Origin of the sequence: Streptococcus sp. HMSC034E12 (assembly GCF_001835915.1) — a bacterium.
GTDB classification, from domain to species: domain Bacteria; phylum Bacillota; class Bacilli; order Lactobacillales; family Streptococcaceae; genus Streptococcus; species Streptococcus vaginalis.
The window spans coordinates 86,477-99,697 of the sequence record NZ_KV826438.1; the positions used below are offsets into that span (position 1 = coordinate 86,477).

Annotated in this window: 11 protein-coding genes; 2 read left to right on the top strand and 9 right to left on the bottom strand. The window is 39.9% G+C overall.

The genetic code is table 11. The features are described 5' to 3' along the window. Nucleotides 1-12: 12 nt before the first annotated feature. Together recU and pbp1a are read left to right on the top strand one after the other, a co-directional pair. A complete protein-coding gene (gene recU, locus HMPREF2574_RS04320) occupies nucleotides 13-615 on the top strand; it encodes a Holliday junction resolvase RecU (RefSeq protein WP_024052121.1) in 603 nt (200 codons plus the stop codon). Continuing rightward, nucleotides 608-2,776: a penicillin-binding protein PBP1A gene (pbp1a, locus tag HMPREF2574_RS04325; RefSeq protein ID WP_070812218.1), complete on the top strand. Its 2,169-nt coding sequence runs from the start codon at nucleotides 608-610 to the stop codon at nucleotides 2,774-2,776. The genes recU and pbp1a overlap by 8 nt, the downstream gene beginning before the upstream one ends. Before the next feature lie 309 nt (nucleotides 2,777-3,085). Here pbp1a and pepC read toward each other — a convergent pair whose 3' ends face one another. The 9 genes from pepC to HMPREF2574_RS04370 all read right to left on the bottom strand — a co-directional run bounded on the left by pepC (nucleotide 3,086) and on the right by HMPREF2574_RS04370 (nucleotide 13,204). Further along, nucleotides 3,086-4,423: an aminopeptidase C gene (gene pepC / locus HMPREF2574_RS04330; RefSeq protein ID WP_024052123.1), complete on the bottom strand. Its 1,338-nt coding sequence runs from the start codon at nucleotides 4,421-4,423 to the stop codon at nucleotides 3,086-3,088. A 147-nt stretch (nucleotides 4,424-4,570) separates the two neighbouring features. Next, complete coding sequence (nadE, locus tag HMPREF2574_RS04335) at nucleotides 4,571-5,395, bottom strand: ammonia-dependent NAD(+) synthetase (RefSeq protein WP_024052124.1); 825 nt, start codon at nucleotides 5,393-5,395, stop codon at nucleotides 4,571-4,573. Next, nucleotides 5,392-6,852: a nicotinate phosphoribosyltransferase gene (locus HMPREF2574_RS04340; protein WP_024052125.1), complete on the bottom strand. Its 1,461-nt coding sequence runs from the start codon at nucleotides 6,850-6,852 to the stop codon at nucleotides 5,392-5,394. Before HMPREF2574_RS04340 ends, nadE begins: the two co-directional genes overlap by 4 nt. Before the next feature lie 215 nt (nucleotides 6,853-7,067). After that, on the bottom strand, nucleotides 7,068-8,444 hold the full coding sequence (locus HMPREF2574_RS04345; protein ID WP_024052126.1) for an amino acid permease: 1,377 nt from the start codon (nucleotides 8,442-8,444) through the stop codon (nucleotides 7,068-7,070). A gap of 397 nt (nucleotides 8,445-8,841) precedes the next feature. Further along, entirely contained in the window at nucleotides 8,842-9,753 is a 912-nt protein-coding gene (gene trxB, locus HMPREF2574_RS04350; RefSeq protein WP_003025866.1) for a thioredoxin-disulfide reductase, read from the bottom strand. Nucleotides 9,754-9,815: 62 nt separating this feature from the next. Continuing rightward, a complete protein-coding gene (locus tag HMPREF2574_RS04355; RefSeq protein WP_024052128.1) occupies nucleotides 9,816-10,040 on the bottom strand; it encodes a DUF4059 family protein in 225 nt (74 codons plus the stop codon). Nucleotides 10,041-10,148: 108 nt separating this feature from the next. Then, nucleotides 10,149-10,892 carry an amino acid ABC transporter ATP-binding protein gene (locus HMPREF2574_RS04360; RefSeq protein WP_024052129.1) on the bottom strand — a complete coding sequence of 248 codons (744 nt, stop codon included), beginning with the start codon at nucleotides 10,890-10,892 and terminating at the stop codon, nucleotides 10,149-10,151. Further along, nucleotides 10,892-11,701, bottom strand: a complete 810-nt coding sequence (locus HMPREF2574_RS04365; RefSeq protein WP_070812219.1) for an amino acid ABC transporter permease — start codon at nucleotides 11,699-11,701, stop codon at nucleotides 10,892-10,894. Before HMPREF2574_RS04365 ends, HMPREF2574_RS04360 begins: the two co-directional genes overlap by 1 nt. 159 nt (nucleotides 11,702-11,860) lie before the next feature. Then, nucleotides 11,861-13,204 (bottom strand): DEAD/DEAH box helicase, encoded by a 1,344-nt coding sequence (locus tag HMPREF2574_RS04370; protein ID WP_070241546.1) that lies wholly within the window; start codon nucleotides 13,202-13,204, stop codon nucleotides 11,861-11,863. Between the last annotated feature and the right edge of the window lie 17 nt (nucleotides 13,205-13,221).

The window sequence follows — 13,221 nt, forward strand, 5'->3', positions numbered from 1 at the left end:
ATAAGGAGATATATGGTCAACTATCCACATAAAGTTCCCTCTCGAAATTCATTAAGACTTCCCAAAAAGAAGTCCGTTGACTTTGCGAATCGGGGAATGTCGTTTGAAAAAATGATCAATGAAACGAATGATTATTATCTTAGTCACGATTTAGCGGTCATTCACAAGAAACCAACCCCTATTCAGATTGTAAAAGTGGATTATCCCAGACGTAGTCGGGCAAAAATTGTTGAAGCCTACTTTCGACAAGCCTCTACAACAGACTATTCTGGTGTCTATCAAGGACATTATATAGATTTTGAAGCAAAAGAAACACATCAAAAGGCTTCCATGCCGATGAAAAATTTTCATGCTCATCAAATCAAGCACATGGAACAAGTCGTCAAACAAGGAGGAATTTGTTTCGTTTTATTGCACTTTTCAGCCTTAAAATTGACATATCTGCTTCCTGCTCCTTATTTAATTAACTTCTTCAAGATTGACAAGGGGAAAAAGTCCATGCCACTTGACTACATTCAAAAGCATGGATATTCTATCTCACAGAATGGTCTTCCTAGCATTCCGTATCTTGAAATCATTCAACAAAATTTACTAGGTGGTAAAATAAATGAATAAGCAATCTTTACTGACAGCTGCAAAATATGTAACTATCGGTCTCATTACATTATTTATGCTTGGAGTTGTAGCTGGTGGAGGAATTTTTCTCTATCAAGTTCACAAGGCACCTGCCTTGTCAGAAAAGAAACTAGTCGCCACAACTTCCAGTAAAATCTATGATAGTGAAAACAATCTTATTGCCGACTTAGGTTCTGAAAAAAGGGTCAATGCGGCAACAAGTGATATTCCAACTGACTTAGTACGAGCTATCGTTGCAATTGAAGACCACCGTTTCTTCAATCATCGCGGCGTGGACTCTGTTCGTATTTTGGGTGCTTTCTTGAATAATCTGCGCAGAGGAAATCGACAAGGAGGGTCAACGTTGACGCAACAGTTGATTAAACTGACCTACTTCTCCACTTCAAGCGCCGACCAAACACTATCACGGAAAATTCAAGAAGCCTGGTTAGCTGTTCAATTAGAGCGCAAAGCCACTAAGCAAGAAATTATTACGTATTATGTAAACAAGGTCTATATGTCAAATGGTAACTACGGTATGCAAACAGCTGCTCAAAGTTATTACGGCAAAGGTTTGAAAGATTTGAGCTTAGCTCAAACTGCTTTATTGGCAGGGATGCCCCAGGCACCGAATCAATACGATCCTTATACAAAACCAGAAGCTGCTAAAAATCGTCGCAATCTTGTATTGTCAGAAATGTATAAACTCAAATACATCTCTGCTGAGCAATATGAAAAAGCAGTCAATACGCCCGTCACAGATGGTCTGCAAAGCTTGAAAAATTCGGCTTCTTATCCTGCTTACATGGATAACTACTTAAAGCAAGTTATTGAGCAAGTCCAAGAAGAAACAGGCTATAACTTGCTGACGACGGGAATGGAAGTGTATACAAACGTAAACAGAGCAGCTCAAGAACGCCTTTGGAACATTTATAATAGCAATGAATATGTTGCTTATCCAGATGATGAATTACAAGTAGCTTCTACCATTATAGATGCTACAACTGGTAAGGTAATTGCTCAACTAGGAGTCCGAAATCAAGTTTCAAATGTCTCTTTTGGTACTAACCAAGCGGTTGAAACCAATCGCGACTGGGGATCAACCATGAAACCGATCACGGATTACGCTCCAGCCATTGAAAATGGCATTTACACTTCTACGGCTGCTTATATTAGTGATGCTCCTTATCATTATCCTGGAACAACTACTCCGGTTTACAACTGGGATATGCGGTATTTCGGAAACATCACCATTCAGTATGCACTTCAGGAATCTCGGAACGTCCCAGCTGTCAAAACATTAGAAGCTGTTGGTCTCAGCAAATCAAAGAAATTCCTTAATGGACTTGGCATTGATTATCCAGATATGGTCTATGCAAATGCCATTTCAAGTAATACCACAAAATCAGATAAGAAATATGGTGCCAGCAGTGAAAAAATGGCTGCTGCCTATGCTGCTTTTGCAAATGGAGGAACTTATTATAAACCTCAATACGTCAGCCGTGTTGTCTTTAGCGATGGAACCTCAAAAGATTTCTCTAATCAAGGCACAACCGCAATGAAAGAAACAACTGCGTACATGATGACAAATATGCTGAAAACAGTTCTCACTTCAGGTACAGGAACCAACGCAGCTATATCAGGTGTCTACCAAGCCGGTAAGACAGGGACCTCCAACTATTCCGATGATGAACTAGCGAAACTAACGAAGCCTTATGGTGGCTCTAGTGTTGTGACTCCTGATGAACTCTTTGTTGGTTATACGCAGAAATATTCAATGGCGGTATGGACAGGTTACACTAATCGTCTTACTCCCGTTCTGGATGATGGTGTGAAAGTCGCAACAGATGTTTACCGTGCGATGATGTCTTACTTGTCTGAAAGCGGGACAGAAGACTGGGAAATGCCTAGCAGCCTTTATCGTAGAGGAAATTATGTCTTTTTAGCCAATTCCACTAATAGATACCAAGGAAATTATTATAATTCTACTTCCAGTTCGAGCCTTGAAGAATCATCATCTTCTTCAAGCAGCCAAGAAAGTTCTACCCAAGAGTCACCAAGCAGCTCTGCTTCATCAAGTATAGAACCGAGTGCTTCTACGTCTGCAAGTTCTCCTAATGGCGGTGGAAAGTCAGAAACTCCTCCTTCACGAAACCGATAATGAACAAGTTCCTGAAAGCCAAGCCGTTTAAAAGTTAACACCTTCAAATCAGAGTTTTGTAAAAATTAAAAAACACGAACAATCAAGACTAGTAAATAACTGACTATAAGATTGTTCGTGTTTTTAATATTTCAATTCCTGATGAAATCACCATGAAGCAGTCTTATACCTTATGAAAATCTCTTCAAACTTCGTCAGTTTCATCTGCGATCTCAAAAGCTCCTCTTTTGATCTACTTACGACTCATCTCTTAGTTTGCAATTTGATTTTCATTAAGTCTCAAAGCTTTATCCTGCTTCTTTTTTATTCTTATTTGCTAGCCAAAGCTCCCATTGGATCCCATGGGGCAAGTACTTTTGGTTCTGCTTCATAAGCAGCTAGTTCTTCTGCTGTTAAAAATTCTTTACGGACAACGATTTGATAAGTGTACTCGTCCATCCAGTCGTCGCTGGCAACAAAATAACCTTTGTCTCCAACCTTATCGCCCCAAGAATTTTCCACTTTCCATTTTGTTGATTTTCCATTTTCATCCAAATCAACACCTGTCAAGACCATAGCATGGGTCATGAGACTTTCGCTGTAATCCAAACGTCCTGCCTTATCTTGTGTCAATTCAATATCCATGCTGGATGTGAAATCGTACATGTCGTTAACCATAACGCCCGCTTTACGGTTGCTAGATTGACCGACATCAGAACCAAACCAAACAGTTTCTCCAGCCTGCATTTGAGCAATAGCCAGCTCTTTCAAACGCTCCATATTAACATTCAAATAACGGACATCACGTGCTCCTACGACATTTCCTAACATCTCAACTGTATAAGATTTACCGTATGGTTTGTCAGCTGTAGGAGCATTGATGATTGAAACGTAGTCATCTAATTGAAAATCCACGTATTTTTTGTAAAATGCTTGTGGTGTTAGTCCAGTTTCACTGTGGAAATTGTTATCTTTATCACGATAAGCAAAATCAAAAGTACGAGGTGGGAGTCCAAATGACATTGCTAAGAAATTAAAGATTTCTTGTAAGAACTCTTCTTTTTTAGCTTGAATAGCTGTCGCATCTGCTCCACTAGTAACCAAATCACGCAAGATTTGTGCATCTTGACGGAGTAATTTATTAAGATATTGGTTGAGCTCACGGCTATTGCTAGATGAAATGGATTCTGGGTAAACTGATTTTGGAACAACTCCATATTTTTCAAAAAGTGCCACAACCATATCCCATTGTCCGCCGTCTTGTTGAGGCGTATCTAAGAGGAATTTCACTTTGCGACTGGTTAAGTCTTGGTCAGCTGTTGCTAAGACTTGCTCTAAAAACCAGTTGGATTTTTCATATTTATCCCAAAAGAATGTGTGCGCTTGAGACAATTCAAATTCTTCCAATTGAAAGCCTGCAATCATTTTATGACGGAATGTATTGAGCGCTGCAAACATCCAGCAACGTCCAGACGCTTTTTGATTGCTGACTTTATCTTTAGTTAAATCAATGGAAAACACAGGATTGTTTTCAATTGCACTGCTGCGCTTTTCAAGCGATGTTAATAAACCATTGTGGCTAACTGCATTTTCAATTGCAGCATACTTAGCAGTTGCTTCATAATTTGCATATAATTTATCTGTAAATTGTTGATCTATAGAATTCATAGATACCTCCTTCTAATTCTAAACACTATTATATCTTATTTTCAAAATTCTTCAAACAAAAAGTTAGGCGCACCTAACTTTTTGTTATACAGCTGATTTTAGTAACCGACGTATTTTAAAAAACATAAGTCAGAACAATTCTCCTGCTTATTTCCAAAAATCATCGAAGATTGTAATCGGCAAATGACGCTTGTGCTCCCCTTTGTGCCACCAAGATTCAATCCTTGCTTTCGCTTGGTCAGAAATGGTTTTACCTTCCAAATAGTCATCAATTTCGTTGTAAGTGACACCGAGAGCGACTTCATCTGCAATGCCTGGCTTTTCTTCTTCCAGGTCTGCTGTTGGTACTTTTTCATAGAGGGCAGAATCAGCGCCCAAGGCAGCCAACAGTTGCTTACCTTGCCGTTTATTGAGACGATAAAGTGGCAGAATGTCTGCACCACCATCACCAAATTTCGTAAAGAATCCTGTAACGTTTTCTGCAGCATGATCCGTTCCAACCACTGCTCCTTTATAAGAGCCTGCTAAAGCATACTGCGCAATCATGCGACTGCGAGCCTTAATATTGCCTTTATTGAAGTCTGAGACCGTTGCTCCCGTAGCCTCAACCGCCTTTGTCATAGCATCTGCACTTTTTTTGATGTTGACCACAAGACTGACATCCGGCTGGATAAAAGCAAGAGCTCGCTGTGCATCCTCTTCATCAGCCTGCACCCCATATGGCAAACGCACTGCGATAAATTGATAGCTAGCATCGCCAGTTTCCGCACGCATTTCCTCTATTGCCAATTGCGCCAAACGTCCTGCTAAAGTAGAATCTTGTCCGCCCGAAATTCCCAAAACATAGGTTTTCAAAAAAGAATGTTTTTTAAGATAATCCTTTAAAAAATCAATGGATTTACAAATTTCTTCCTCTGGGTCAATGATAGGTTTCACGCCTAATTGCTGGATAATCGTTTCTTGTAAGGTCATTTTGTTTCTCCCATTTGGTTCGCTTTTTTACGCATTTGATCAATCAAATCAACCTTGTCTTGCCATACATCACGCGCTAAATCCACAGGGTAATCTTGCGGATTGAGGACACGTTTGTACTCGTCCCATAACTTATCAAACTCCTTGCGAGCATATTGTTGGATTTCTGTTAAGGTTGGCAATTCATAGACGAGTTGTCCTTGTTTAAAGATATCAATCAAAAGAGGCACTGCGTCAAAATTTGTCACTGTTTTATTGATGTAGGTGTAAGTTGGGTGAAACATTTCTAATTCGGCAATAGCATTCACATCTACGCCATCATAAGTGATATAGTCTCCTTCTGACTTACCTTTTGCACGGCTAGTAATCCGCCAAACTTGTTTTTTACCTGGTGTTGATACTTTTTCCACATTATTAGAGAGCTTAATCGTATTACGCAAATTGCCATGTTCATCTTCAATAGCCACAATCTTATAAACGGCTCCCAGTGCTGGTTGGTCATAAGCCGTGATGAGCTTAGTTCCAACGCCCCACACATCAATCTTTGCCTTTTGCATTTTTAAGTTGAGGATTGTATTTTCATCCAAGTCGTTAGAGGCGTAGATTTTAGCATTTGGAAAACCAGCTTCATCCAACTGCTGGCGAACTTTTTTAGAAATATAAGCCAAATCCCCTGAATCAATCCGCACTCCAAGGAAATTGATTTTATCCCCCATTTCACGCGCTACTTGAATCGCTGCAGGAACACCGAGGCGGAATGTATCACAGGTATCCACCAAGAAAACACAGTCATGGTGCGTTTCAGCATACGCCTTAAAAGCTTCATAGTCATTTCCATAGACTTGGACGAGAGCATGAGCATGCGTTCCTAATACTGGAATATCAAAGAGCTTTCCAGCACGAACATTACTGGTTCCATTTGCTCCACCAATCACTGCCGCACGAGTTCCCCAGATAGCCGCATCCATTTCCTGTGCTCGGCGTGTACCAAATTCCATTAAAGGCTCATCTTCGATGACTGAGCGAATCCGAGCTGCTTTTGTCGCTACCAGGGTTTGATAGTTGACAATGTTTAATAAGGCAGTTTCCACTAATTGACATTGAGCAAGAGGACCTTCTACTTGAACAATGGGTTCATTCGCAAAGACCAAGTCTCCCTCTTGTGCAGAACGTACTGTTAATTCCAATTTCAAATTTGCTAAATAGTCTAAAAATTTTTCATCATAGCCAAGAGAACGAAGATAGGCAATATCACTATCTGAAAATGTCAAATGATTTAAATAATGAACCATCCGCTCCAAACCAGCAAAAACCGCATAGCCACTATGAAAGGGCTCTTTCCGAAAATAAACTTCAAAAACAGCTCGTTTATTATGAATATTTCTTCTAAAATAGACTTGCATCATGTTGATTTGATACAAATCCGTATGCAAGGTTAAACTATCATCTGGATACATAACGACTCCTTGTAAGATATATTTTTACTTATTATACCACAAATCAAAAGAGCAAGAGGAAATCTTGTTCAACTTTAGGTGTTTAAATAACTATTCTCAAGTTTTCTGTTGTATTGCGCTGTTTAAATTTTCAGTTTTAAAACATCTTAAAAACCAAGGTGCATTTGGAACAACTTTAAAAAAGTCGCAAATTTATCCTTGGTTTTATTATATTATTATTTATCTTTAAATTTCAATTGGCTATAAATACCAAATACAAGTATCCAAATAGCTGAACCGATTGCTCCTACAACGGTTGATTTTTGTAAAAAGAGGGTTATAAATACAAAGGCAAAGAAGAGCAAAGTAAGAGGATTGAGAAACTTATAGGCTGGCATTAGATAGCCATCTGCCATAAATTCTTTTGATTTTCTGTATTTCAGGTGAGCAATCATAGTGAGTGCATAGATAGCAATATAAACTCCTGATGAAGAAGCAGTAATCAAAGCAAAGGAGTCTGATACTCCTGGTAACACCTGAATAAAAGCAGCTAATGCAATCACTACCGCTGAGGTCAAAATAGCGTTTTGCGGAACATTTTGTCTGGATAATTTCCCAGCACCGATTCCATTCAAAAAGCGATTAGGTGAATCATGTGCGATTTGATACAAATTACGCCCAGTCGAATACAAGGTAGAGTTCAAAGCTGAAGCAGCTGAAGTCAATACGACAAAGTTAATCAAAGCTGCAGCCCATTTAAGGCCTGCCAACTTGAAAACAATCACAAAGGGAGAATCTGTGGTTGCTAAATCCCGCCAAGGGATAATCGCCATAATTGCAAGCAAAGAGCCACCGTAGAAAAGAACGATCCGCAAGGGGATTTCTTTAATAGCCTTTGGCAATACCTGCCGAGGATTTGCCGTTTCAGACGTTGTGATTCCAATAAATTCAATAGCTTGATAAGCAAAGAAGACCATTTGAAAGCCCATGACAAAACTCATAAAACCATTAGGAAATAATTGGAAATTTTGACTGATATTGCTGATGCTGGCTACACCATTGGGCGTTTTAAAGCCTGTCAACACCATAAAAATCGCTGTCACAATCAAAGCAATAATCGCTACAATCTTGACCATGGCAAACCAAAATTCAACTTCACCAAAAACTCGGACTGCAATCAGATTGACCATACTCAAAACAGCAAGGAAGACGATTTGAATCAGCCATGCCGGCCAAGTCGGAAACCAAAATTGGACATATTGTGCAACTGCCGTGATTTCTGCCATACCGATAAAAATGAGAGAAATCCAATAGGACCAACCGGAAAAATAGCCCCAGCCATTCCCAAGATACTTGGTAATGAAGTTGATAAATGTGTGCTGGTCTGGATCATAATACAACATCTCTCCAATCGCCCGCATCATCAAATACATAAAGACGCCAGTCAACATGTAAATGAGAATAATTGACGGCCCTGTCAGACTAATCGAACGTCCTGCTCCCAAAAAGAGACCCGTTCCAATTGTCCCAGCAATAGCAATGATTTGGACATGACGATTTTTTAAGCCACGTTCCATTTTATTTTTATTATTTTCAGAATTCTTTTCACTCATACGAAGCCTCCTTTTCACATGAACTTTTCTATTGTACCACAATTCTGACAATTTCACTAGTCATTTATGAGGGCACGAGAATTGAACAAATCAAAAGAAACCCTTTCATTTCCAATCCTCCAATGCATTACTGGGTTTTTATTAAGCAAAAAGAAGCTGGGACAAGTGCTCAACTTCCTTTGTTTATATCGTGCGTTTGGAGAAACTCTATTACCCTTAGGCAATTTAGAGTACAATTGAGGCTGATACGAAAGTCTAAAGGCATTCGCTTTACAAGTTTGAAAGAATACCTTTGTCAAACACTTCGTTTTTTATCCACTACCTAAACAGTCTGAGAGACTGCTGAGAAGCCTTGCGTGGCTGAGACTACGAACCAAGATGATTTTGGTCTTTCGCTCTAAAAATTCTCTGTGATATACTTGTAGACTTCTTGCCCTGCAACCGCTCCGTCACCGACAGCTGTCGTTACTTGGCGAAGATCTTTTTCGCGAACATCTCCAATAGCATAGATGCCAGAAATAGCCGTTTTCATATGATTATCGGTTACAATCCAGCCTGCTTCATTGGTAATGCCCAAATCTTTGGCAAACTCACTAACTGGATCTAAACCAACATAGATAAAGACACCGCCAAATTCATGTTCAGATATTTCACCCGTTTTGACATTCTCTACCATAACGCTGCTAACGCGCTTGTCACCTTTGATTTCCTTCACAACTGAATCCCAGATAAAATGAATTTTTTCATTGGCAAATGCACGTTCTTGCAGTAACTTTTGGGCTCGCAATTCATCGCGCCGATGAATAATCGTCACCGTTTTTGCAAAACGAGTCAAAAATACAGCCTCTTCCACCGCAGAGTCGCCTCCACCGACCACAAGCAAATCTTCATCTCGAAAAAAGGCGCCGTCACAGACTGCACAGTAAGACACCCCGCGGCTGTTTAATTCTTCTTCACCCGGAACTCCTAGATGACGATGAACAGCTCCAGTCGCAATAATAAGCGTCTTGGTTTCAAAAATCTCATCTTCTGTAAAGACTTTTTTTATTGCTCCTTGGTGTTCGATTTTTTCAACAGAGCCAAACAAATGCTCCACTCCCAAATTTTCGAGCGGTTCAAACATTTTTTCGGCTAGTTCTGGACCACTGATATTAGCATATCCAGGATAATTTTCAATATCTGAGGTATTGTTCATTTGTCCGCCTGGAATGCCACGTTCCAAAAGAGCCACTTTAAGATTACTTCTAGCAGCATAAAGCGCAGCTGTCATGCCTGCTGGTCCAGCCCCAATAATAATTGTGTCGTACATAAATTTACTTCCTTTATTGTAATCACTGTTATTCTAACGTTATTAAGCTCTTTTTTCAAACATTATGCTCTGAAGATAAGCAGAATCCCCATCATTGCAAAGGATAAAATCGGAACCGTCATCACTGCAATCAATAGCATATCATACAGATGAGCTTGTCGATCTTTGATTGTTTTATCAACACGCCGAACAGCACGAAGCCCAATCCATAATCCTAGAAAACTCCCTACCAATAGTGCCGTAATCAACAAACTCTCTAAATAGAGTAAAAAAACTCGAGACAGCATAGTCACTCCTCTATTCCCTAATTTTTGTTAAAGGCATTCAAAACAAATGCCGCAAACTTGAAAATAAACCCAGCTAGCAAGGCCAACTGGGCTTCTTTTTCTATTATATCAAATGTATGTCCGTTTGTAACTGGCAAAAAATTCTTTTGTGCGTTCTTCTTTAGGATGGTTCATTATTTCATCTGGAGTACCCATTTCAATGATGTGTCCCTTATCTAAAAAGAGTACCTTGTCTGCCACTTGAGACACAAAAGACATGTCATGGCTGACTAAAATCATGGTCTGACCAGCCTTGGCTGCATCTGCAATGGATTTTTCAACTTCCCCTACTAGTTCAGGATCAAGCGCTGATGTTGGCTCGTCTAAAAGCAAAACATCTGGCTTCATCGCAAGCGCACGCGCCAAAGCGACACGTTGTTTTTGTCCACCTGACAGATGACGTGGATAGTGATTTTCACGGTCTGACAGACCAACTTTTGCCAGTTCTTCTTTGGCAAGATTCGTCGCTTCTTGGTCTGAGAATTTTTTTACAACCAATAAACCTTCTTTGACATTGTCCAAAGCCGTCCGACGCTCAAATAAATTAAACTGCTGAAACACCATAGCTAACTTTCGTCGCAAGGTTAGGATTTCTTCCTTGCTAATCGTAGAAAAATCAACAGTAAAATCATCAATGGCAATCGTGCCGCTGTCTGGCTGTTCCAGATAATTCAAACTGCGTAAGAAAGTGGATTTCCCCGCACCAGATGAACCAATTAAAGCAACCACTTCTCCTTTTTGAATCTCTAAACTAAGATTGTTTAAAACCATTTGTCCAGAAAAGGATTTGCTGAGATTTGAAATACGAATCATTATCGAACATCTCCTTTCGCCTGTATTTGTGGATTGAGATTATCAGGCGCTTCAATCGCCATTTTCTTTTCGATAAACCGCCCAAATGCTTCAATCACAATATTCACGCCCCAATAGACAAGAGCAACCGAGATAAAGCGCTCAAAGTAACGGTAATCCGCACCACCCAAAATCTGCGCTTGAGCAAAAATCTCAACAACTCCTGCACTAAAAGCCAGAGAAGTTCCCTTGGTCAAGCCAATCAAAGAGTTAATCAAGGTCGGTGTGGCAACCACAGCTGCATTGGGAATAATAACACGGCGGTAAACTTGTCTGTTTGTCATTCCCAAACTACGAGCCGCTTCAATTTCTCCAGCATCAACAGACAAAATCGCCGCTCGAATGGTTTCACTAGCGTAAGCCGCTTCATTAAAAGCAAAAGCTACAATGGCAAATAGATAGGCTGGAATAGCATTGATATTCAGACCCGTACCGAATCGCAAGTTGATGGCCTTCAGAAGCAAAGGAATCCCATAATAAGTCAGCATGAGCTGAACAAGCACTGGTGTCCCTCGCAAAAAACTAACAAAAAAGGCCTGCAGAGGATACAAAATTTTCACACGGTTGATTTTGACAACAGCAAAAATGAGAGCCAACATCAATCCAAAAAAAGCTCCTCCCAAGGTCAATAGTAGTGTTGTTGGTAATTTTTCGATAATTCTTGGTAGTCCGTCAAACACAGAGCGCCAGCTAAAAAGCTGTCCGTCTGGAATCTTCTGAACCAATTCTTGATACCAATTAGAGGTTAAAAACGCCGTTGTAACAATCATAGTAACTTCCCTTTCTCGATAATGTCTAATTCTATCACAATTTTTTTATTTCACCAATTATTTGCTACGATAAAAATAGACTAGCAAGACTAGTCTATCACATTCGTTCTATAAAGAATAATTGTTTTTATTTATGAGAGTGATAAAGAAATTTTAAGACTAAAAACTTTGACGTTTCGCTTTTCTTTCTGCACGACCGCGTGCGCGATTTTCAGCTCTTTTTGTCTTACGGCGTTTTTCATTGACAGCCCACTGGATTTTTTTCTTATAGCCCGGTTTGATTTTCTTCTTTTTCTTTTTAACCAGACCAATCATTTCCGTGTCCAATTTTTCCTGCGTTTTTTCACGATTGACACGACGATCGCGGTCATAGGTATCTTGAAATTCTCCGTTTTTGATCATCTTAGGAATGAAGTGAATGCCCAATTTTTCCAGCTCACGAATATCTGAATCATCGCTCGGTTGATAAAGTGTAATGGCTGTTCCCGATAGACCATTTCTGCCAGTTCGTCCCACTCGGTGAACGAAGAAGGACAAATCTTGCGGAATCGCATCATTAATGACATGACTAACGCCTTCAATATCAATTCCCCGCGCAGCTAAATCTGTCGCAACAATGTATTCAAAATCTAGGTTCTTCACCTGATTCATAATCCGTTTTCGCTCCCGCGGTGCAATATCCCCATGAATCTTTGCCACCTTGAGACCTTGCGCTGTCAAATAGCTATGCAATTCATCCGCTCGTGTCTTAGTATTGACAAAAATCATAGCTAGATAAGGCTGTAGGAGCTGTGTGATTTCATAAATCTGCGCATTCTTATCACGTCCTTTTGTTGAAATCAGCCAATTTTCAATAGTATCTGAAATAACCGTTTTGGTTTTGATTTGCTCAATGACCGGGTTGGATAGATATTTTTTTAAAAATGGCTGCAATTTTTGCGGAATGGTCGCAGAGAAGACCAGAAATTGCAAATCCTTCGGCAAACTGGACGCAATCTTATCCACTGTTTCTAAAAAGCCCATATCCAAGGTCATATCTGCTTCATCTACTACAAAGGTATTCGCCTTATGAATGGCTAAGTCACCTGATTCGACCAAATCATAAATGCGTCCTGGTGTGCCAATGACAATATGTGGTTGACTGGAACTCAATTTCCCAATCTGACGATTTTTATCAGTTCCACCGACATAGTTAGCAACTCGAATTTCCTTATCAGAAAAAGCAGCAATTTGGCGTGCAGCCTGATAAATCTGCCTAGCCAACTCACGACTAGGAGCTGTAATAACGACCTGAACACTATCTGTGCCTTCATCTAGTTTTTGAAAAATCGGCAGTAAGAAAGTGTGTGTTTTCCCTGAACCTGTCTTGGACTCTCCCACCAAGTCCCGACCAGCAAGGACAACTGGAATCAGTTTTTCCTGTACTTCTGTCGCCTCAACAAAGTTCAAATCCTTGAGTGCCTCTTGAATGTAATCTTTAAACTTAAATTCTGTAAATTTCATGTTTTCCTCTATTCGTC